Here is a 21,103-nt window from a genome sequence, read left to right as displayed (position 1 = left end):
GCTCGTAGTGGTGACACGCAGGGTGAAGGTGGACAAAAGGGAGAAATGCTGCACCCGAGGCGTTTTCGTGAGGACTGCGAGAGTTAGTTCTTGGTCGCGGCCAGGAAAGACGGTTGCGCCGACAGTGCCGCGATTTCTTCGGGGAGTTCGGGGATCCGGCGATCGTAGAGTTCTGCCAACTCGACCGAACTGAAGCGACGGACGGTCCAATTGTGTTCAGCTAACCACTGACCCGGATCGGATCGTGTGTCGCTGTAGAACAGTTGCGAGATGTCCAGGTCGCCGAACGGGTTCTTGGCGAAGTACTTGGATCTGATGGCCGCAAGCTTGCTCGGGTCGGTGCCGGCCGGAAAGTCGTTCACCGCCAACCGACTACCGGTGGTCGAGAGTTCGTCGATCCGTTCGAACAGGGCGTCGTGGGCCGGGCCGGGGAGATAGGCGAGCAGGCCTTCCGCCGACCAGGCGGTGGGGTTGTGCGGATCGAAGCCAGCTTCCTCGAGTGCGGTCGGCCAGTCGTTTCGCAGATCGGTGGCTACAGCGCGTCGATCGGTTTTCGGCTGGGCGTCGTGTGCCGCGAGCACTTCGGCCTTGAACTCCAACACCTTTGGCTGATCTACTTCGAAGACTGTCGATCCGGACGCCCATTCCAGTCGGTACGCACGCGAATCCAAGCCTGCCGCGACGATGACCGCCTGTGCAACGCCGGATTCAGTTGACGACAAGAAGAATTCGTCGAAGAATCTGGTTCGCAAGCCCATGAAACCGCCGAAGGGTGTGTCGTCGAGGAGTTCAGGATCTTTCAGCAGAGCTGTGAAATGTGGCTCTGCTGCGGCTTCTACGAACCACGATGCAAACTTGTCTTCGATGATCGCGTCCGGACGGGTGCTCTCCAATGCGCGAAATGTTGCCACTGCCAGTGCGGTGAGTCCAACGCTACTGACGATGTCCCACGTATCTCCATCGCTCCGCATTGTCTGGGTGTCCTTCCGCTCTTGACGACTGAGCCGAACTCTCTCGACCTTACGCCCGTGCGACCCGTCGCCGCCTGGAACGGAACGGTCGGACTTGAAGCAGAGAAGACAATCCACCGATATCGAAAAACTCTGCAGTGCAAGGCGTTCGGTTTGAATCAGCACCCTGCCAGGAATTTGCCAGGTTAGTGCCAGTCGACGGCCAGGATGCAGGACTTCACTGGTGTGCGCCCCATTCATGACTGCGAGAGACAGTCTCGAGAAATCTACGGAGAGTGGTGTCAGGACAGCCAGAACCAGTGGCAAAGCTGGCAGGATCAGGCACCCGCGCCGACTGTGAACCTCTTCGCCGGACTGTTCGGTTCCAGCTGATCCCTCGGACTGCAGGACAAATTTCCCGTCGAGAAAGAGAGAATGTGAGCCCATGTTGAAGGAAGGCTCGCTGGATGGGCTTGCCACCGCGGCGCGGAGCGGTAACCATGAGTCCATGGCCAGTTTGTATGCGGCGTTTCGTCCGATGGTTGTGCTGCGGTGCCGCGCCGAGCTTGATCGGGCCGTCTCCGACTCCGCCGCGGATGCCGCGTGCGTCGCGGTTCTCACGGCAGTGTGCGACGGATCGGAGACGAATCAGCCCTTCTTGCGTCTGCTGTACGCGAGTACGAGCGTCGCGATTGCTCGCGCGGTATCCGACGGTTTCGCCGTCGGGCCGCTCCCGCCTCCGACAACGCTTCCGGTTGTCGAGCGCGACGTCTTGGTGTTGCGGTTGATCGTCGGCCTCGACAACGAGGAGACTGCAATATCGCTTGCCCGTACGACCGACCAGGTGTCACTCGACCTGCATCGGGCGCTCCAGCGACTGCGAAAGTTGCCTTCTCCGAATGCAATCAGGGAGATGTTGGTGTCAACCTGAGGGTAGTCGGAGTGCGCAGATTCAGGCGGGAATGGAACCCGTCCTTACTGGCCGGCGATGTATTCGATCGACGGTCCGGCAGTCCAGCCACCGTCGACGGCGATCTCGGAACCCGTTGTGTACGAGGCATCGTCGGAAAGAAGGTACGTGACCGCACCGACCAACTCTTCCGGGCGACCGACGCGGCGATACGGATTGTTGGGGAATGCGCCTTCTTCGAGGCTGATGCCCGTCGGTGCAGTCATGGGCGTCAGGACCATGCCGGGGTGAACCGAGTTGACCCGGATCTTGTCGCGACCGAGTTCGACGGCAGCAATCTTGCTCAGTCCTCGCACGCCCCACTTGGCTGCGCCGTAACCGCTGGTCAGAGCCATGCCCATCAGGCCTGCAGCCGAGGAGATGTTCACGATGGATCCGCCACCGGCGGCCCTCATGAACGGGACCACCGTGTGGATTCCGGTGTGTACGGACACGAGATTGATCTGGATGATCCGTTGGAATGTTTCGAGGGGCTCGTCGGTGACAGTCTGGCCGGAAGCGGAGATTCCCGCGTTGTTGACCAGGCCGTTGATTGCGCCGAACTCGGACACGGCGAAGTCGACGGCGGACTTCCACGATTCCGGGTCGGTGACGTCGAGATGAACGTAACGCGCTGCCTCGCCGAGAGATTCGGCTACCGCTCGGCCGTCGTCGTCGAGGATGTCGCCGATGACCACGCGCCCGTTGCCTGCGACTATGCCGCGCGCAAACGCTTCACCGAGGCCGCGGGCGCCACCGGTGACGAGAACGATTTTTCCGGAGAGATCTTGAGTCATGATTGTTCCTTACCTGTTGGGTGCGCGAGATACGACGTCGAAAACGCGTCGAGCGCGCGGTTGATTGCCGTGAGTGCCGGTGTGCGGAGGTCTGCCATTTCCCGCAGTGCTGCGACCACAGCGAGGGTCGATTGACCCGCCGCCGCAGTGGTGTCGAGCGAGGTTTCCGGTCGATCGATCAGCCGGGCCACTTCGGGGCGAATGAGCTCCATCGTCTCGAAAGTCGCTGATTCCCAGACTCTCCGGAGTGTGGCATCGCCGAAGATGATCGGCATCAGGGATCGGGTCATGTCTTCGAAAGACTCACCGACCGAGGCGACGAAGGCGTTTCGGACAGCCGGCGCCAATCCGGAATCGCGTGGCTGCTCACCGAGTGCAGCGGCGAGACTCCGGTTCCCGTCGTCGAGCATCGGCCAGATGCTCTCCTCTTTGGTGGCGAAGCAGCGGTAGAACGTGCGCTCGGAGATTTCTGCTCGCGCCGCGAGTTCAGCGATGGTTGTCGAAGTGTCACCGCGTTCGACGAAAGCGGCAGCACAACTCTGCGAGACGCGGAGAAGCAGTGCAGTGCGGCGGGCTGTTGCCATATCCACACTGTACCAAAAGTGGCAGAAACTGCCACAAAGGGTGTCGGCTGGTCAGTCGGCATTACCTTCGATGGCGGAGACCTCCTGCTCAACTGCGTTCTTGAGGTTCAGGAGCGTCTTGTGAATGTTGCCGCGCTGAAAGTCGGCAAATGTTTTTCCTCCGGTGGCAATTTTGTCGAACATGTCGGCTGCGAAGTCCGGCCAGCCGCGTCTGTCGTCGGTCCACGTTTCGGTAACGCGAGTTCCGTCGGGCACCGGTGAAAATCGATACTGCCAGGTTGCGATGGAGGCGGGGATCCGGGGAGTGCCGAGGCCGATCTTGTGGACACGGAATTCGAAGAGCTTCCCGGCGTTGGCAGCGGTGACTGTGCATCTCGTGGTCCACTGCGCGCGCCCACGCTTGTTGTGCCCGTCGAACTCCATGCCCAGGAAAGCGCTTTCGCGGTCTCCTCGCAAGGTTGCGCCTGTGTTTTCGGGACTCCAGGCACCCATACGAGTGGGATCGCTGATGAGCTCGTAGAGGGAGAGCGCGTCGGCGTTGACGACGACGCTGTCGGAGACGGTAAGTTCGCGAGCCATTTCGGTTTCAGTTTCTTTCTGTCGAGCGTGTGTGAAGCGAGTGCGACGATCGGTGGTGTCGGTCAGTTGTCTTTCAGTATCACTTGCTTGTCGATTCCGGCTACTGGCGTTCGTAGGAGGGCCAACGGCTCGGCATACAGCAGTTCCTTGATCTCATGGAGCGTGCGTCCACGAGTTCGAGTCAACGTGCGTGCGTAGTCGACCGCTGTCGAAAGTACATCGTCCGCAGCCGCGACTTGATCTACGAATCCTGCTGACATTGCCTCGATTCCGCCGTACCGCCTACCTGTGACGAGCGCGTCGTGGACTGTGCGTGTCGGAAGACGTGATGCCAGTAGGGCGATGCTTCCGGGTGCGTAACTCGCGCCGATAGTGATCCCTGGCAGGCAGAAGAAACCGCGATCCTCACGCATCACGATGTGATCGTGCGCGGCGGCCAGAATGGCACCACCGCCGAAGGCATGTCCCGGAATCGCGGCGACGGTGGGCATCGCAAACGTCAACAGTCGCGCGAACAAGGTTTGAACGCGGTCGATGTACCCGTTGACCTGATCGGCGTTGTGCAGAATCCAATCTGTATCCAGCCCAGTGGAATAGAACTTGCCCACAGCTGTCGTGACCAGCGCTCCCGGACCGTCGAAGTTCTCGACTTCGGTGAGGAGTCCCTCGACCTCGTCGAGCCACCGGGGATTGAACGGATTCGGCGTATCCGGCTCGCCTTCATTACCCAGGTGGAGGACAAATACTTCTCCGACGCGATCCAAATACGGCATATCGGGCGACAATACTGCGGAGTTGGATTAACCGTGCGGTTTCAGTTGGATCTTGACCGCGCCTTCCTGCTTCTTCTGGAAGATCTCGTAGGCGTGTGGCGCCTGATCGAGCGGGAGCTGATGAGTGGAAAATGTGTCGACGCCGAGTGGGTCGTCGTCAGCGAGCAATGGCATGATGTCGTCTACCCACTTCTTGACGTTCGCCTGGCCCATCCTGAGCTGAATCTGCTTGTCGAACATGGTCATCAGCGGCAGTGGATCAACCATTCCGCCGTAGACACCGATCAGAGAAATGGTTCCCCCGCGCCGAACGATGTCGATGGCCGAATAGACGGCACCGAGGCGATCGATCCCTGCGGTGCGCATCGCCGGCGCGGCAAGAACATCGGGAAGGAGTCCGACGAACTGCTGCGCGAGCTTTCCGATCGGAGACCCGTGCGCTTCCATGCCGACAGCGTCGATCACCGAATCGGTTCCGCGTCCGTTTGTCGCGTCTCTGACAGCATCGCCGATCTTGCTGCCGTAGTCGTCCAGGTTGAGGGTCTCGATACCGCGTTCGGCAACGCGCGCAAGGCGTTCGGGTACACGATCCACGCCGATCACCCGAAATCCCTTGTGGTGCGCGATGCGAGCAGCCATGTCGCCGATCGGTCCGAGGCCGAGGATTGTCACGGATCCACCCGGCGGGATGTCGGCGTATTCGACTGACTGCCAGGCAGTGGGAAGCACGTCGGAGAGATAGACGAATCGTGAATCCGCCGGACCTTCGGGAACTTTGATGTGTGTGAAGTGTGCCTGCGGGACTCGTAGGTATTCAGCCTGACCACCTGGCACCGATCCGTACAGCTCGGAGAAGCCGAACAACGCGGCGCCCGTTCCCTGATCACGGACCTGAGTCGTTTCGCACTGGGTATAGAGACTCGAATCGCACATGAAGCAATTGCCGCACGAGATCTGGAACGGGATCACGACGCGATCGCCTATCTCGAGATTCGTGACATCCGATCCGACTTCTTCGACGATGCCCATCGGTTCGTGACCGAGAATGTCGCCCGCATTCATGAAGGCACCCAGAGTCTCGTACAGATGCAGATCCGATCCGCAGATGTTCGTCGTGGTGACCTTGATGATCGCGTCGGTGGGCTCGATGATCGTGGGGTCCGGAACCGTATCGACGCTTACTTTCCGTTTGCCTTGCCAAGTCACTGCGCGCACTGGGATCGACCTCTCATCGTGGAAATGCTGTTCGCTGTCACCTGCCCGAAAGTGCTGAAATGCAAACAAATCGGTGAGGGTTGCGAGAAGTGCTGAGAGCATTAGATTGAGAGGGCGGTGGGCTTGACGTTCTTGCAAGGCCTCGCGCTGTGTGACTGACACGACCAGATGACGGGGATGACCGCATGACCGAGAAGGACAATAACGACCAGTCGCCCAAGGGCGGGCACCCAGGGCCCGTCGACAAGGGCGGCGACGGCGGAATGGCAACTCGCGAACAAGCACCTGAACTGGTCGAGGAGACCTCCGACAAGAAGTCTGGCGACAAGTAGTTTCCTTTTACTCCGTGTTGGGTAACAACGGGGATAGGCCGCATCGGACCGTCCCGGAATCAATGCGGGCGAGGTTCCTCGAGGTTGAGCAGCCAGCCACGGGAACCGCCTTGGACAGATCCCTCAGCCCGGTCGCCATTCAACCCTGTTGTCGTTCAACCCTGTAACAGCAAGTGATCGAATCGGGTCCGCAATGGTGTCGGTACCCGGAATTCGTCCAGCGTTCGCACTATCAACTGCTCCGCAACGTCCCTCAGTTTCACGTTGGTCTCTTGAGAACGCCACACGAGGATGTCGAAGGCGCGGTCGGCCGAAATTCCGTAGATCAGCATGAGCATGCCTTTGGCTTGCTCGATCACTGCGCGAGAAGCGGTGATTTCGTTGACCAGTACGTCGACCGATGCTTTCACTGTGCTGTCCAGGGTTTCGGTGACGTCGATGTAGAAGCCGGAGCTACCCACCACTTGACCTGACTCGGCCACGACGCTGTCTCCGACGACGATTACCGAGTGCGTGTCCCCGGCAGTGTCGATGATGCGGTGCCGGCTACTGAACGGGCCGCCTGAAGTGCGGATGGCGAGCAGTGTCTGGGCAACGTGACTTCGGTCGTCAGGATGCTTGTGCGAGAGCATCAATTCAGTCGTGGGGTCTACTTGTCCGGGTTCGTAGCCGTGAATCCGCGCAACTTCGTCCGACCACTCCCACCGATCGCCGCTTCGGTGATAGAGAAACCCGCCCACTCTGTGTGGGGCCCCCGATTCCGAGGTCTGTCCCAGCCCGTCCTCACTTACCACCCACGCCCCCTCGTTCTCGACCTCGTCCCAACCGGCGTACTCGACAGTTAGTTATATCGGACAAATCCGGCGGAGGTGGTGTCGGTCCCACATTTCGGAGCAAGGTCTGGGTCGCTACCGCACGCGTTGGCGAAACGACGCTCGGAGCGCTTGGGCGACGGAGTCCGGTCACTCGCGGCTGAAACGGTGTTGCCGCTGTGTCCATTCGGTGATTGCCGCGGCGATTGCCGAGGGCTGATCCTCGGGGGCGAGATGCCCTGCGGGACCGCACTCGGTCACCTCGAGGTTCGCGATGTTCGATCGACTCCACGCGACTTCGTCGGGTCCGATCATGAGAAGTTCGGCGGGGCCGCTGAAGGTGAGAAGGAGTTTGGGTACCTCGGTGCTTTCCGCGAGCCATTCGCTGTACGCCGACACACGTGCATCCACTTCAGCGGGACTTCCTTCGATGGGGAAGGATCGTGGCCACGCGAGAAGGGGCCGGCGACTCTCACGTGAGGGGTAAGGGGCACGATAGGCGTCGACGTCTGTTTCGGACAGGCCGCCGAGAACTGTTCTGTGAAGCGCGATTTCGAGGAAGAAGTTCTCGTCGAGTACCTTCGTCTCGCCGGTCCCGGGGGCTCTCAGTGCCTCGATCCGTGCTCGTGCGTCTCCCGGGAAGTGCTCGTCCCAGGTCATCGGACGCAGGATCGTTTCGAAGAGTGCCACACCTCGGACGCGATCGGGGTGACGGGTAGCCCAGTCGAGTGCGAGTGCTCCACCCCAGTCGTGCCCGACGAGTACGACGTCGTCGAGCTCCATCGCGTCGAACCAGGCATCGAGGTAGCGGGCGGTATCGAGGAAACCGTAGTCGATTGCGGGCTTGCCGGACGCGCCCATTCCGATGAGGTCGGGAGCAAGTGCGCGGCCGGTATTTCCTATGTGTGGCAGTATGTTTCGCCACACATAGGAAGATGTGGGATTTCCGTGGATCAGCACGAAGGGTGTGCCTTCGCCGCACGAGCTGTAAGCCATGGTCGAGTCGAGCACGGAAATTGTGGGCATTGCGACTCCTCAAATAGTTTCCATATACTCTAATTGAGATAGTAGCCATGTACTCTATATGTATGCAAGATCGAGAAACATGGACTACAGGGTCGCTGGTGTGGCATCTTGCCCTTCGCTGGCGGGCGGGAGTTGACAGAGCGATCGCGCATCTCGGGTTGACTCACGCCCAGTATTCGGTGCTTGCGTCACTCCACGGTCTCGTAAGTGAGGGGGAGAGGCCAAGTCAGCGAGAACTTGCCGCACAGACAGGGTTGCAGCGAATCTACATATCCAAGCTCGTGCGAGCTTTGGAGAAGGGCGGATTTGTTGTCAGCGAACGTGACAGTCGCGATGCTCGCGCCGTTTGCCTCGATCTCAGCGACGAGGGAAAACGGGTTATCGTGCTCGCCAAAGACATTGTCCGCGAATTGGACGCGGAAAATACTCGCGTACTGACAAAAACCGGCGGACGTGAGCTTGCCGAACTTCACCGCGCCCTCGGTGCGCTACTCGACGCCACCGAAGCCGGAGATGAATAACGCCCTGATCCACTTCGAAGCGCAACCGATGGTGGTCGTGTGCGGATCCGCGCCGTCGGACGCTCGTTGGGGGACCGACGGAAGCGTCGATCCCCCACGAGATTTGCTGTCTACCTGTCGATCCTCACGGTGTCACGTTGATCGGCGAGGCCGACGCGAACTGCAGTGTGCCGGACATGGTTGCCGTGCCAGTGGCTGCGGCGGGGCAGACGGGCCCGGTGCCGGTACGCGTGTAGTTCACAGTGCCGGTGTTGCTTGCCACGACGCGCTGGTTGGGAACATCGAACGGCAGCGGTCCGATGGTGCTGGCACCGACGGTAACTGTGCATGTTGATCCAGGCATCGTGACGACTGCGCCTCCCGCAGGAATGACGAGGGATCCCTGAGCCGATCCGGTGTCTGCCGAGACGTTCAACAGCCACGAGCCCGAGGTCGTGACCACGGCGGGTAGACCGTTGGCTTTGCATCCGGTCAGACTGGGGGTGCCGATATTGACGTTGACCCCGCCGGTGCCGGTGTTGGCGTTACCCGGTGCCGCTGGGATGGTTCCGGAGCCCGTCGTACTGGAGCAGGTAAGTGTGATCGTTCCTGTCTTGATGCTGAGATTGCTACTAGAAGCAGTCACGGCTTGACCCGCTGGAGTGACGACGGTCGAAGCCAGAGCGGTGCCGGCTGCGACTGCAATCGCGGCTGCTGCGGCAGCTGTGACGAAGGTGGTGCGGCGAACTGCATGGGACATCGATATCTCCTTGTTGTCGGTGATACTTCGTGAGTCGCCGGTGCTTGCTCTACTGCGTCCGCAGGCTGTCGGCGCCGATGTTGAACACATCGCTTGTGGTGGTCAAAGAGTTGTGACCACTTGAAGACGGAACGTTCGCGCGAAGATTGACGGCCCAATTCAATGCGCCGAACAATCCGCAGCCAGATGCGCCCGGTACTGCGAAAGTCTCGTCGGCGTGCATCACGTTTCTGACGGCGGCGGTATCCGGAAATCCTGGGACTTCCTCGAGGACACCATTTTCGGACACTCCGAGTTTGAACATGATCGGGTTACTCGCAGAACCCAGATAGCAGTTTCCCCCGAGCAAAGGGTTGGAAATCTTCAATCTGGCCGGAAGTGTGACGCCGAGTTGGAATGCGTCGACTGTCGGCAACGCGACCGGCTCGACAGTCGCCTTGATAGTGGTCAGGCCGCCGGGAAACGGTATACCGAGTCCGAAGATCCCGCCCGGCACCTCGATGGGGGTCGAATAGACGCCTTTGGTGCCGTCAGCGGGAGGAATGAAGATCTGGTCGAACCCGAATTCTGCGTCGGGGTTCTCGCGATAGGCGACACCACCGGCGATATTCAACGAGCCGGAAGGAATCGGTACTTTGAGTCCGTTGATGTTCATTTCGCCGCCTTTGACGACGACGTCGACGCAGGTGCTTGTCTCCGGATTGGCAATCGGGCACTTTCCCCAACCTCCGAACGGTGCGTTGGGCAGCGGAGCCGCCGTCGCGGTTGACACCGCCCCGAGAGTGAGGGCTCCTGCTGCGACGACAGCGAGCACGGCTCTGAATCGTATTGTGCGCATGGACAAGTGAGCTCCGTTCGGGGTGAGAAATCTTTCGGCGCTGACGGTTCCGGTTGGTCGGGAGGTGGATTGCTAGTTGGCACTACGTTCGGCGATGACGGCAGCGGGCTCGGGTGAGCCAGCCGGCTGAGGCCTGAGGCTGTCGGCACCGATGTTGTAGACGTCACTCGTTGTGGTCAGGGAGTTGGAGGTGGTGGACGAGGGAAGCCCGGCGCGCCAGTTGACGATGGGATTCAGCACGCCGAACGGGCCACATCCCGAAGCCGTCGGGACCGCGAAGGGCTGTCCGGTGTGTCCGGTGTTTCGAACGACCGCGGTGTCCGGGAAACCTGGAACTTCCTCGAGGACACCGTATTCGGTCACATCCAGGTTGAGCTGGACGGGGTTGCTGTCCGAGCCCAGGTAGCACTTGCCGCCGAGTAGGGGGTTCGCGATCTTCAGTTTGACGGGTAGCTTCACACCAAGCTGAAATGCATCCACGGTAGGGAGTGCGGAAGTCGACTCGACGGTGGCCGAGGCCTTGTTCAATCCGAAGAGATTGTTGAACGGTAGGTCGATTCCGAGTGCGCCGCCGGGGATCTCGATGGGCTTGGCGTAGATCCCCCGACTGTTGTCGTTCGGCGGGATGAATACTTGGTCGAATCCGAATTCAGCCTCCGGATTCTCCCGGTAGGCAACTCCGCCGGCGATGCGCATCGCCCCGGCGGGGATACTGACGGAGAGCTTGCCGATCTTCATGTTTCCGCCGGTGACTGTGACGTCCATGCAGGTGCTGGTCTCGGGATTGTCGATCGGACATGAATCCCAACCGCCGAAGGGAGTCTCCGCAGTTGGGGCGGCGCTTGCAATACCTGCTGACAAGGCTCCCATCGCAGTGACGGTGGCGAGCACAGTTGCGGTGGCGAGCGCGCTGAAAGGCCCACGCGACGTTGAACGTCGGGACATGTAATTCTCCTTAGGATGCAACCTCGTGAGTCGCGACGTCGCGACCAGTCGGATTGTGATGATCAGTGACGGTAGTCACGTGTGACTTGGATGTACAGACAATCCGCAACAATTCCGACAAAAGTAGGACAACGATCGGCTCCGCTACTACTTGTGGGCGTGGGCATTGAAATTCGTTGCAGTGCTATGTGTCTCATCATTCACTCGCGAATCGACGTGAAATGCTTCGGCCGAAATAGCGTTCGTCGACCGGAACATCAGACTCCCGCCAAAATCGAGTAGTCAATGTTTTGCCAGAGTCATCAATGTGGGGAGTCAGGGCGAGTAACTTGTCGAACAGCGGCTGACTGGTGCACCGGTCAGCCGCCTGAGAGAACGGATCGCCATGACGCTGATGCTGCCGCTCGACTCGATGTTCCTGCTGATGGAGTCACGGGAGCACCCCATGCACGTCGGTGGACTGTCACTATTCGTTCCACCGGAAGGGGACGACGGCGAATTCGCCAGATCGCTTTACCGTTCGCTCACCGACGTCGAGGCGATCCGCCCCCTCTTTCGTCGCAAGCCGGTGCAGTTCCTGTCGAACTTCGCGCCGGTGCGTTGGACGGAGGACGAGGACGTCGATCTCGAATATCACGTCCGGTTGCTTGCGCTGCCCAGGCCGGGTCGAGTCCGCGAGTTGTTGGAACTGACCTCGATGCTGCACGGCACGCTGCTCGATCGGCATCGGCCACTATGGGAGGCGTACGTCATCGAAGGCCTCGCCGACGGCCGAGTTGCCGTGTACATGAAGACACACCATGCGCTCATGGATGGTGTGTCCGCTGTTCAAGCGTGGTACCGCAGCCTCTCGTCGGATCCGCTCGATCGGCATTCGATGCCGCCGTGGGCGCAGCGCCCGTCTTCCGGTCGGGTCCGAGCCAGTCGCGGGCTGGACCTGCAGAGGCGGGTGGGCTCGGTGATCGACACCGTGCAAGATGTGGTCGGGGTGGGCCCTGCGATAGTGAACGCTGCTGCCTCGGCAGTGAAGGACCACGTAGCGCCGTTGCCGTTCGCTGCTCCGAAATCGATCTTCAACGTCCCGATCACCGGAGCGAGACGTGTTGCCGCGCAGTCGTGGCCGATCGAGCGCCTGCGCAAGGTCAGCTGCGTGGCAGACGTGACGCTCAATGATGCGGTGTTGGCCATGTGCGCGGGCGCGCTACGACGCTATCTGATCGAACTGGACGAATTGCCGGACAAACCGTTGATCGCGATGGTGCCGGTATCTCTTCGCAAAGGCGAAACAGGTGAGGCTTCCGGCAATGCCGTAGGTGCGGTGTTGTGCGATCTGGCAACCGAATTGGCGGATCCGGCGGCCCGACTCCAGAGAGTTCACGACTCGATGAGTAGCGCCAAGTCCCTGATGTTGGGCCTGACGCCCCTGCAGATCACGGCTCTCAGTGCGTTGAACGTCGCGGGTCTCGGGTTACCGCTGATTCCTGGGTCCTCGCGACTGATCACCGGTCGTCCGGTTTTCAATTTGGTGATTTCCAACGTCCCAGGCCCAACGACGACACGATACTGGAACGGTGCGAAGCTCGAGAGCTGCTATCCGGCGTCGATTCCGTTGGACGGGCAGGCAATGAACATCACCGTCATCGGTTACGCGGACACTATGCAGTTCGGGCTGGTCGGCTGCCGCCGTAATGTCCCCCACTTGCAACGACTCCTAGGTCACCTCGAGGAATCCTTGGGTGAGCTCGAATCTGCCGCAGGCTGAATGCACGAGAAACTCAGCCGGCGGTGGCCTCTCCGCGAGCGTTCGACACCAGATGAGTGCCGATCTGAAGGAACGCAGGTACGAAGTCCGGAGTGCCGATCGCGGGGGAAAGGATGTGGGCTCCGAAATGTGCGACTACGAATTCCAGGTCGCGCGAGATCAAGAGTCTCTGACCATGGATTCCGCTTGCCATGAACGATCCGAACGGATCATTGAGAATCCACCAGTAGTCGTGGTAGCTCATCGTGGCGGGTGAGTCGACAGCGGCACGCGGGCTTCTGACCTCCGAGGGATAGCCTGCGGGCACACCGGCGGTCATAGATTGCGCAATACTCGGCGGGATCACCTGACGGTCCCCGACGGCTCCGTCACAGCGGATCATCTCACCCACTCGGGCCACGTCTCGAAGGGTCGCACTGAATCCGCCTGCCGCCATCTCCGTTCCGGCGGAGTCCACTATGTAGAACGCATCCTCTTCGGCCCCGATCCGTGACCAGACCAGCTCACTGAGTAGTTCGGCGAGTGAAGTGCCGGTCACGCGGCGCAGTATTTCTCCGACAGTCTCGACATTGCCGTTCTCGTAGCGGAATTCGACGCCAGTCGGGCCCGCGGTGCGTGCTGTGGCGAGGTGCTCGAGAATGGTCTCCGGTCCGCGGTAATTTGCGGGGCGCAGCTTCGGGGCGACTACGGCCCAGAAACGGCTGGCTTCGATGGTGCGATAGAACGGCCGACCGCCGTACGTTACATCAGTGCCCATGTGTAGAAGGTCCTGAATCCGATTGTCTCCGAACGCAGTTCCAGCCAACTCGGGGATGAACTTCGATGCCCGATCCTGGCGGTCGAACAATCCTTGTGCTTCGACCAGTGCAGCCATCAAACCGACGTAGGATTTCGCCATCGATGCATTGAGGTGCGGTTCGTGCGGTTTGCAACCGTGCAAGTAGCTCTCGTACACGATGCGTCCTCGATGCAGCACGGCGATACCGTCGCTATGCGCACCCGCGAGGAACTCGGACACCGTCTGCTTCGGCTGATCCGGAAGGTTCAACGTGACACCGGATAGATCCGTTTCGTCGGTCGGGAGGGTCCATTTGGGTCCGTCGCCGCGCCACACACGGCGGGTAGCAACCATCTCTCGTATGGTTGTGGCTTGTTGGCGCACATCGGCGGGGTCGGTGAATCCGCGCGCCCAGGGAATGTCATCCGTTGCGATGTTTCGTGTCATCTGAGGTCTTCTTCCGTCTTGATTGCCGAGTTGGAGTGTTGATTGCCGCGTTCGTAGTTGGCGACCTGAATTGCCTAGTGCCGAAGCGCATTCTGTTCATGTAGGGGGTTGGCGGATGCCTTGGCGAGTAGGGCTGCGCTGTCGCGGGCGTACGGGCGATACAGTGCGCCTGAAGCGACCCCGTTGACGGTGGTCAGCACTACGGTGACGATGAAGAGTGCGCCTTGCAATCCGATTCTGTCGCCGAGGGTTCCGACCAAGACAGCGTATCCGGCGTAGGCCAGCGCTTCGACTGTCGAGACGGAAACCGCAAAGGCCAGGGCTCGCAGTTCCGGACGGACTACAGCCATGATGATCGGCCGATTGACCACTGGAACCTGACCTTGAAGGACGCCCACGATCCCGAACAAGACCGCGTAGACGCCGATGCTGTTCCAGGAAATCTGCGTAGCGATCAGTGCTGCGGCCGCGAATCCGAGTTGGCTGGCCTGCAGCATGATGATGCGGCCGCTTCGGGGTCGTTTGACGTGTACGGCGTCGTTGACTCGTCCGCCGACGAACGTGCCGAGCAGGTACCCGATTGCGAAGGGCGGTGCGATGATCGAAGCAGTTGCGGTCGTGAATCCGTGCTCCTCGACGAGAAATACGATGCTGAAGCTCATGATGACGTTCTGACCGGAGAATACGCGTTGTACGAGTATGTATCGGAATGTCTTGACAGCGAGTAGCTCTCGTATCCCTTCACGCCAGAATCTTGCTTTGGCACCGAGATCGTCAGCGGTCGTCTGTGCATGCGCGTCGGCGGATTCAGGATCGTCGAGGAAAAGCATGATCAGCACACCGATGGCGATGCAGATTGCACCGGTGATTATGTATCCGTAGCGCCATCCATCTTCGAAGCGCGACAAAAGCCCGAATATCGGGGCGGTCGCGCCGGTGATGACGGCGACGCCGCCATATACCAATCCCGTTGCGCGGCCCCTCCTGGCGTCCTCGTACAGATCTCCGAGGATGGACAATGCAATCGAGCCGGCGCCGGCGAAACCTGCGGCGCCGATCGCGTAGAGGACGAGAAACTGAGTGAAGCTGCCGGACAATCCGGCCAGGATTACCCAGACACCCCAGAACCCTGAACAGATGGCAAGTACCGACTTACGAGAATATCGTCGGGCCAAGAACGCCCAGGGGATTGCCGTGAAGACCCCGACGGCCTTGGCCACTGCAACGATCGTGCCTAGCGCCGCCGATGACAATCCCATGGCCTCGCGCATGAGAGGGAAGAGCACGGACGTCACGCTGCTTTCGGCGTTGTCCATTGCCGTCGAACCGGTCAGCAGTGCGAGATTCTTTCCCCGGCGACCGCGTTGAAACTGGGTAGGTGACGCAACTTCTGTGGTCATGGGTTCCCTCTCGAAATACGCCGATGATTTCGTGGCGCGGTGTAGCTGCGCGCGGCGGTCGACTGTGCACTGAGTCACAGCGAGCATTAGTGGAGAGAATATACATAAATAAACACTCTGTCTATCTATGGTTCAAAGTTGGATAACAAGGCTGGAGCCGAGTCCGGCAATCGCGATGCCGGCCGCCAGGGTTGCCATGATGGCGAGTGGCATTTCTCGAGAATCCCTGGGGTTCAGAATGAATCGACGATGTCGCACCCGTGCGCCCACTGTGACGCCGACCGCCGTGGTGAGCAGTGTGACGAACACTGCGACGGATAGGACTGACGGGTGCAGGACGATTTCGCGGCCCGAAATCACTGACACCGACAAGGCGGAAAGTGCGGTGCGTCGCCAGGCGAGCACCGTTCGCTCTGGTTGCAATCCGGGCGGCTCGTTCTCCGCCACAACCTCGTTATCCGTCAAAACACCGTCATCCCTACACACAGGCCGGCGACCAGGCACACCCCGCCGACGACAAGCGCGATCATCGGTGACTTGGGGAGCGGTTGATCACGCCGCATTGCGGTTTGGACTGCTTTCCAATGTCTGAGCGCGCCGAGCGCTATCGCTGACGCCACGACAGTGCACACGATTCCGAGAATTTTGTTCAGGCTGTTGTCATTCTCAGACCCGTAGAATTGGCCGACTGCGACGCCGCCGGCCAACAACCCCAACGCCGTTCGAATCCACGCCAGAAAAGTTCGCTCGTTGGCAAGGCTGAATCTGTAGTCCGGTTCGTTCTCGATCACAGGGATTGCCTCTGGAGCGTCGAGTGCCCGTCCGGCCGCCACATCGAGCGGGAGACGACCTGGCGGGCACGGAGTGGATACGCATTTGGATCAATGATGTTCAGGTGGTGAGTAATTGGCGCGCGATGCCATTCTTCTGAATCTCGGATGATCCGGTGAGGATTCGGAACATCCGCAACCTCTGGAACAGTGATTCGATCTCCGAACCACGGATGACCCCGGCCTTTCCGTGAATCTGAACTGCGTGGTCGGCGATGGTGAAGGCCTTCTCGGCAACGAACAGTTTGCACATGAATGCTTCGATTCGAGGACTTCGACCGGCGTCGAGTGCGGCGAGTGCGTCGTAGGTCATCGAGCGCGCGGCGTAGTAGTCCGTCGCCATGTCGGCGAGTTTGTGTTGAATGGACTGCAGCATCGCAAGAGGAGCGCCCTGCACCTGGCGAGTCTTGCTGTACTCCACCGACAGTTCCAGCGCTCGGCGGGCTCCGCCGAGGACGGTGGGGCAATGCAACAACCGGTTGACCGTGACTCGGCCGAGTCCGATTCGCAAGCCTTCGCCCACATTTCCGAGAAGCTGTTCCGGCCCCACGTAGCAGTCGTCGAGGATGATGTCCGCTTCGATGTGCTGACCGGACATCGGGACGTCACCGTCCGCCACTGTGCAGCCGGGAGAATCCAGGTCGACCAGAAAGGCAGAGTACGAATCCGGGCCGTCGCCGTCGGATGCCATCTTTGCGATCAGGACCGAAAAGTCGGCGAAGGGACCCGCGGACGAGAACACCTTGTGGCCGTTCAGGCGCCATCCGGCACCGTCCGGGGTTGCTGTGGTGAGCATGCCGCGAACGTCTGAACCTGCATCGTTCTCGGTGAGGGAGAAGCAGCACGCCTTCTCGCCGCGCAGTACCGGAATCAAGTACTTTTCCAACTGGTATTCGGTGGCGTACTGAAAGATCGACCCCGCGCGGAGTGGACCGCCCATGTCTCCGAGTACGGACGTCGCGAGGACCCGCGGCGATGCGCCGACCTCTTCTTTGAGCGCGGCGAGTTCCGTAAAGGTGAGGTTCTGGCCGCCGAGTTCAGTTGGGAGGTGGATCCCGTAGAAGCCGAGTTCGCGGCTGCGTCTCCACACTGGCTCGAGCGTCTCACGGATGTAGTGGGATTCTTGAGTGAGACCCAATTCGGCTTCGTACTCGGCGAGTTCGCCGTCGAGATAGTCGCGTAGACGCTCGACGAGCGATTGAAGCCTTGGGTTGTCTTCGTAGGTAGGAGTGAGAGCGAATGACATGTGTTTTTCCTGTCAGTTGACGTGACGGTCAGCGGTGGTCCAATAGGTTGCGCGAATCGCGCGGCGATCGATCTTGCCGTTTCGGTTGACGGGCAACGAATCTGCGAAGTCGACCGAACGCGGCTTCTTCATGCTTGCCAGACGGGTCGAGCAGTGCGCGATCAATTCCATTGCGGTGGTGTCAATGCCATCGCGGGTCACGACAACGGCTTTGACCGCTTCTCCCCATTTCGGATCGGGAACTCCGACTACGCATACTTCGGAAACAGCAGGATGTTCGTACAGGGCTGCCTCTACCTCGCTGCAGTAGATGTTGAATCCGCCCGAGATGATCATGTCCTTCTTGCGGTCGACAATGAACAGGTAGCCGTCTTCGCGGAAATAGCCGACATCGCCCGTGTGGACCCAGCCGTTCTTGAACGTCTGAGCCGACAGTTCGGGTTCGCGGAAGTATTCGCGGACACAGTCCGGACCCCTGGCGACGATCTCGCCGATCGTGCCGGCCGGGACCTGTACGCCGTTGTCGTCGACCACTCGAACATCGGTGTCGTATGCCGGCCGACCGCACGAGAGAAGAAGCTCGGGGTCGGATTCGATACCGCGCACCACGTCTTCAGCGGTCAAAACAGTGACGACGCTGGTCGTTTCGCCGAGCCCGTACCCCTGGATGACGATGGGACCGAACAGCTTTACCGCGTCACGCAGCCGTTGTGGAGAAACAGGCGCGGCGCCTACGCCGATGCAGCGCAGAGAGCTCAGATCGACGTCGGTAACCGACGGATGGTCCATCAGCAGGTTGAGCATCGTCGGGACCACCATGGTGGTGGTGATCCGCTCACGTTCGATGGTCTGCAGGAACGTCCTCGTGTCCCATGCCGGCAGGATCACCACTGCAGCGCCCCTGGCGAACATTCCGAGCATCACCATGCCGGAGGCGTGTGTGATCGGGCCGGGGGCGAGGTAGCGATCACCAACAGTCGGCGCGCCCTCCGGACTCATCAGTCGCTTGCGCATGTTCGCCAAGCGGTTGCCGTGACTCTGGACCGCAGCTTTGAGCTTGCCGGTGGATCCGGATGTGTAGTTGAGGACAGCCGGGGCGTCAATGTCGACGTCCACCTCGACGTTGTCTTCGCTGCCCCTTGCAGTCAGCTCGTGATAACTGTCCGCGCCGGGAGTTGAAGTGCCGTAGTCGATGACCCTGCAGTGCAGCCCGGCGTCGGCGACGACCTTCAGCGCCATGTCGGCGTGGGCGGCGTCGACGAAGAGAACACGCACGTCGGCGTCGGCGAGGATATGCGCGAGTTCGTCGGCGCCCAGTCGTGCGTTGATCGGAACCCTGACGAACCCTCCCTTGTACAAGGCCATTTCGGTCACCACGAGCTCCCCGCAGTTTCCGGCAAAGGTTCCGACCATGTGTCCGGGCCGTACCCCGGTCACTGCGAGAGCGGACGCGAGACGGTTTGCGGCCGTATCGAGCTCGCTGTAAGTCCACCGGCCTTCGCCGCAGACAAGGGCTTCGAGATCGGGGTAGAAGCTGGCGCTTCGGGCGAGATAAGTACCGAGGTTCATGAACACTCCAGAGAAAATTGACATCACGAATGTTAATGGACAGTCTGTCTACATTCGATCGTCCTGTCAATGTTGAACTATGCTGCGTACAACAGTGCGAAGGAAGGGAAGCCAGTGCCTCCAGAAGACAGACGCGTCCGGCGTACCCGACGATTGCTGCGGGATGCCTTGGTCTCGCTCGTTCTGGAACGGGGATATGCGGGGATTACCGTCGAAGACATCACGGACCGCGCAGATTTGGGTCGGGCGACGTTCTACAGCCACTACACCGACAAAGACGACCTGCTCGGTCAAGTCGTGTCCGATCTGGCCGATGACTTACAAGAGCGACTCGGTCCACTCATTCCTGCGTCTTCGATCGGATTCACCGGCAAGCCCGTGCTCGAGATGTTCAGGCATGCCGCCGAGGAACGTGACGTCTACCGTGTGATTCTGCGTGGTGAGGGGGACGGCAAGGCGCTGCGAAAGTTCGTCGAAGACCGCAGCGTCGCCGCCGTGCGGATATTTTCCGCACGGGCGGAGGCGCTCGGAGTTACTCCGCGAATCGACATCGAAGTACTCTCGCGGGCATGGGTGGGTGAACAGATCGCGGTCATGCAGTGGTGGCTCGAGTCCGACCCGCCACCGCTGACCCCGGAAGAAGTCACCGAGATGCTGCTCGAACTTTCGTTGCGGGGTCGCTACTGGTCTTCGGGCTTCGATGGCGAATTGAAAGCGGACTAGTCGCTGTCACGGTTCGCTTCCGTGGCGGCTTCGTTGAGAACAGACTCGGTATGCTCGCCCACGTACGGAGTCGGAAGTCGAAAACTGTTCAGTCCCAAGCTGAATTGTGCCGGGAATCTCATCTGAGGCCAGCTTCCTCCATCGTCGTTCGAGACCTCGCAGAACAGGTTTCGAGCGACGACATGGGGATCGCTCATCAGTTGTCCGGCGTTGGTGAACACCGGCGCCCACGGGGCATTGATCGCAGTCAACGATGTTTCCCACCACTCATATGTTCGCGTACCAATGGTGGTGACCAGGAGTTCCCGCACCTCTTCCTTGTGCTGTGTTCGAGTCCGTCGATCGTCGTAGCACTGTGTGTTCAGTGCCGGAAACTCAGCGCTGAATGCTGTGCGGAACTCGATCCAGAACTTGTCTTCGAAAGTGGCAAGTGAAAGCAAACAACCGTCGGAAGTCTCGAAAATGTCATTGTCTCCCTGGACAGTTGGTGAATCGGTAGGGTTCTCGATATCTCGGATCATGAGCGCGAAAGGCGCGCACCAGGCGGTTGCAGCCTCGGCGAGGGAAATGTCTATGTGTTGTCCGCGTCCGTGCTTGTCCACGCTGGCGAGAGCAACCGAGATGGACAGTGCCGCGTACATCGAACCCACCAGATCGCCGGCCCGGATGCCAGGGCGGGTGACGACTCCGTCGGTGCACCCGGGAACTGCGAAAAAGCCGGAAAGGCCGAGGAAGTTCAATTCGTGCCCAGGCTTGTCGGCATAAGGTCCGGACTGCCCGTAGCCGGTGATCGAACATAATACGATGCGTGGGTTGGCTTTTCGTAGTACGTCATAGCCGAGTCCCATGTGTGCCAGTACCTGCGGTCGGAACCCCTCGACCACTGCATCTGCAGTCTCGACCAGTCGAAGGAACGTCTCGCGATCGGGTTCGAGGCGGAGATCGAGCGCAATCGACCGTTTGTTCCTGTTCAACGAGGCCATCCGTTCACCAGCAATACGGGTGGGATCAGGGCGGCTCGGGTCCTCGACCTTGACCACGTCGGCGCCCAGATCTGCAAGCAGCGTCGTCGCAAACGGGCCGGGCAGAAGTCGAGAGAGGTCGAGAACGCGCTTGCCGTGTAAGAAACTCCATTCCGGCGCGGTGTCACTGTCCATGTTCACACTCCGAAGACTGTCGAGGCAGTAGCCGATAGCGCCAAACCCTCATCGGCATGGCGTTGTTCGTAGCTGCTGGATTCCAGGATGATCAACCTGATCAATAAATGGCAGACTATCGATTAATGAAC

General features: G+C 60.2%; 23 protein-coding genes. 5 read left to right on the top strand and 18 right to left on the bottom strand.

Features of this window, described 5'->3' with window-relative positions; all coding sequences use genetic code 11:
• Positions 1-83: 83 nt before the first annotated feature.
• The gene (locus ACFWAD_RS21240) at positions 84-971 is read right to left on the bottom strand and encodes an SAM-dependent methyltransferase (RefSeq protein WP_378535572.1); all 888 of its coding nucleotides are present in this window, start codon (positions 969-971) and stop codon (positions 84-86) included.
• A gap of 424 nt (positions 972-1,395) precedes the next feature.
• On the opposite strand from ACFWAD_RS21240, the gene ACFWAD_RS21235 reads away from it, so the two are divergent.
• Positions 1,396-1,881 carry an RNA polymerase subunit sigma gene (locus tag ACFWAD_RS21235; protein ID WP_378547411.1) on the top strand — a complete coding sequence of 162 codons (486 nt, stop codon included), beginning with the start codon at positions 1,396-1,398 and terminating at the stop codon, positions 1,879-1,881.
• 44 nt (positions 1,882-1,925) lie between these two features.
• On the opposite strand, the gene ACFWAD_RS21230 is transcribed toward ACFWAD_RS21235, so the two are convergent.
• From ACFWAD_RS21230 to ACFWAD_RS21210, 5 genes are all read right to left on the bottom strand, one after another.
• A complete protein-coding gene (locus tag ACFWAD_RS21230) occupies positions 1,926-2,696 on the bottom strand; it encodes a glucose 1-dehydrogenase (protein ID WP_378547408.1) in 771 nt (256 codons plus the stop codon).
• Entirely contained in the window at positions 2,693-3,280 is a 588-nt protein-coding gene (locus ACFWAD_RS21225; protein ID WP_378547405.1) for a TetR/AcrR family transcriptional regulator, read from the bottom strand. The genes ACFWAD_RS21230 and ACFWAD_RS21225 overlap by 4 nt, the downstream gene beginning before the upstream one ends.
• Positions 3,281-3,331: 51 nt before the next feature.
• Entirely contained in the window at positions 3,332-3,859 is a 528-nt protein-coding gene (locus tag ACFWAD_RS21220; RefSeq protein ID WP_378547402.1) for an SRPBCC family protein, read from the bottom strand.
• Between the two features lie 62 nt (positions 3,860-3,921).
• Positions 3,922-4,632 carry an enoyl-CoA hydratase/isomerase family protein gene (locus ACFWAD_RS21215; protein WP_378547399.1) on the bottom strand — a complete coding sequence of 237 codons (711 nt, stop codon included), beginning with the start codon at positions 4,630-4,632 and terminating at the stop codon, positions 3,922-3,924.
• Between the two features lie 27 nt (positions 4,633-4,659).
• On the bottom strand, positions 4,660-5,847 hold the full coding sequence (locus tag ACFWAD_RS21210) for a zinc-dependent alcohol dehydrogenase (protein WP_378547396.1): 1,188 nt from the start codon (positions 5,845-5,847) through the stop codon (positions 4,660-4,662).
• A gap of 185 nt (positions 5,848-6,032) precedes the next feature.
• Between ACFWAD_RS21210 and ACFWAD_RS21205 the strand changes: the two genes are divergently transcribed.
• On the top strand, positions 6,033-6,179 hold the full coding sequence (locus tag ACFWAD_RS21205; RefSeq protein ID WP_378547393.1) for a hypothetical protein: 147 nt from the start codon (positions 6,033-6,035) through the stop codon (positions 6,177-6,179).
• A 155-nt stretch (positions 6,180-6,334) separates the two neighbouring features.
• On the opposite strand, the gene ACFWAD_RS21200 is transcribed toward ACFWAD_RS21205, so the two are convergent.
• Both ACFWAD_RS21200 and ACFWAD_RS21195 read right to left on the bottom strand, forming a co-directional pair.
• Positions 6,335-6,973 (bottom strand): PAS and ANTAR domain-containing protein, encoded by a 639-nt coding sequence (locus ACFWAD_RS21200; protein WP_378547390.1) that lies wholly within the window; start codon positions 6,971-6,973, stop codon positions 6,335-6,337.
• Between the two features lie 168 nt (positions 6,974-7,141).
• A complete protein-coding gene (locus ACFWAD_RS21195; RefSeq protein WP_378547387.1) occupies positions 7,142-8,017 on the bottom strand; it encodes a haloalkane dehalogenase in 876 nt (291 codons plus the stop codon).
• Positions 8,018-8,079: 62 nt separating this feature from the next.
• On the opposite strand from ACFWAD_RS21195, the gene ACFWAD_RS21190 reads away from it, so the two are divergent.
• Positions 8,080-8,538 (top strand): MarR family winged helix-turn-helix transcriptional regulator, encoded by a 459-nt coding sequence (locus ACFWAD_RS21190; RefSeq protein ID WP_378535592.1) that lies wholly within the window; start codon positions 8,080-8,082, stop codon positions 8,536-8,538.
• A 124-nt stretch (positions 8,539-8,662) separates the two neighbouring features.
• Here the strand turns inward: ACFWAD_RS21190 and ACFWAD_RS21185 are convergent, their stop codons facing one another.
• From ACFWAD_RS21185 to ACFWAD_RS21175, 3 genes are all read right to left on the bottom strand, one after another.
• On the bottom strand, positions 8,663-9,277 hold the full coding sequence (locus ACFWAD_RS21185) for a hypothetical protein (protein WP_378535596.1): 615 nt from the start codon (positions 9,275-9,277) through the stop codon (positions 8,663-8,665).
• A 49-nt stretch (positions 9,278-9,326) separates the two neighbouring features.
• Entirely contained in the window at positions 9,327-10,115 is a 789-nt protein-coding gene (locus ACFWAD_RS21180; RefSeq protein WP_378547384.1) for a hypothetical protein, read from the bottom strand.
• Positions 10,116-10,187: 72 nt separating this feature from the next.
• Positions 10,188-11,060 carry a hypothetical protein gene (locus ACFWAD_RS21175; protein WP_378547381.1) on the bottom strand — a complete coding sequence of 291 codons (873 nt, stop codon included), beginning with the start codon at positions 11,058-11,060 and terminating at the stop codon, positions 10,188-10,190.
• Positions 11,061-11,445: 385 nt separating this feature from the next.
• Here ACFWAD_RS21175 and ACFWAD_RS21170 point away from each other — a divergent pair, with 385 nt between their 5' ends.
• Positions 11,446-12,822 carry a wax ester/triacylglycerol synthase family O-acyltransferase gene (locus tag ACFWAD_RS21170; RefSeq protein WP_378547379.1) on the top strand — a complete coding sequence of 459 codons (1,377 nt, stop codon included), beginning with the start codon at positions 11,446-11,448 and terminating at the stop codon, positions 12,820-12,822.
• Between the two features lie 13 nt (positions 12,823-12,835).
• Here the strand turns inward: ACFWAD_RS21170 and ACFWAD_RS21165 are convergent, their stop codons facing one another.
• The 6 genes from ACFWAD_RS21165 to ACFWAD_RS21140 form a co-directional block, all read right to left on the bottom strand.
• A complete protein-coding gene (locus ACFWAD_RS21165) occupies positions 12,836-14,047 on the bottom strand; it encodes a serine hydrolase domain-containing protein (RefSeq protein ID WP_378535604.1) in 1,212 nt (403 codons plus the stop codon).
• Positions 14,048-14,121: 74 nt separating this feature from the next.
• Positions 14,122-15,447, bottom strand: coding sequence for an MFS transporter (locus ACFWAD_RS21160; RefSeq protein WP_378547376.1), 1,326 nt, complete (start codon positions 15,445-15,447; stop codon positions 14,122-14,124).
• Between the two features lie 132 nt (positions 15,448-15,579).
• A complete protein-coding gene (locus tag ACFWAD_RS21155; RefSeq protein ID WP_378547373.1) occupies positions 15,580-15,912 on the bottom strand; it encodes a DUF202 domain-containing protein in 333 nt (110 codons plus the stop codon).
• Positions 15,909-16,238: a YidH family protein gene (locus ACFWAD_RS21150; protein ID WP_378547370.1), complete on the bottom strand. Its 330-nt coding sequence runs from the start codon at positions 16,236-16,238 to the stop codon at positions 15,909-15,911. The genes ACFWAD_RS21155 and ACFWAD_RS21150 overlap by 4 nt, the downstream gene beginning before the upstream one ends.
• Positions 16,239-16,338: 100 nt before the next feature.
• Positions 16,339-17,523, bottom strand: a complete 1,185-nt coding sequence (locus ACFWAD_RS21145) for an acyl-CoA dehydrogenase family protein (protein ID WP_378535613.1) — start codon at positions 17,521-17,523, stop codon at positions 16,339-16,341.
• 12 nt (positions 17,524-17,535) lie between these two features.
• Positions 17,536-19,092 (bottom strand): long-chain fatty acid--CoA ligase, encoded by a 1,557-nt coding sequence (locus ACFWAD_RS21140; protein WP_378547368.1) that lies wholly within the window; start codon positions 19,090-19,092, stop codon positions 17,536-17,538.
• Between the two features lie 114 nt (positions 19,093-19,206).
• Between ACFWAD_RS21140 and ACFWAD_RS21135 the strand changes: the two genes are divergently transcribed.
• Positions 19,207-19,815, top strand: coding sequence for a TetR/AcrR family transcriptional regulator (locus tag ACFWAD_RS21135; RefSeq protein WP_378535617.1), 609 nt, complete (start codon positions 19,207-19,209; stop codon positions 19,813-19,815).
• On the opposite strand, the gene ACFWAD_RS21130 is transcribed toward ACFWAD_RS21135, so the two are convergent.
• Positions 19,812-20,972: a CaiB/BaiF CoA transferase family protein gene (locus ACFWAD_RS21130; protein ID WP_378547365.1), complete on the bottom strand. Its 1,161-nt coding sequence runs from the start codon at positions 20,970-20,972 to the stop codon at positions 19,812-19,814. The two genes, ACFWAD_RS21135 and ACFWAD_RS21130, sit on opposite strands and share 4 nt — an antisense overlap.
• Between the last annotated feature and the right edge of the window lie 131 nt (positions 20,973-21,103).

Source organism: Rhodococcus sp. NPDC059969 (assembly GCF_042738325.1).
Lineage (GTDB): Bacteria > Actinomycetota > Actinomycetes > Mycobacteriales > Mycobacteriaceae > Rhodococcus_F.
This window is presented reverse-complemented; position numbering and strand designations above follow the sequence as displayed.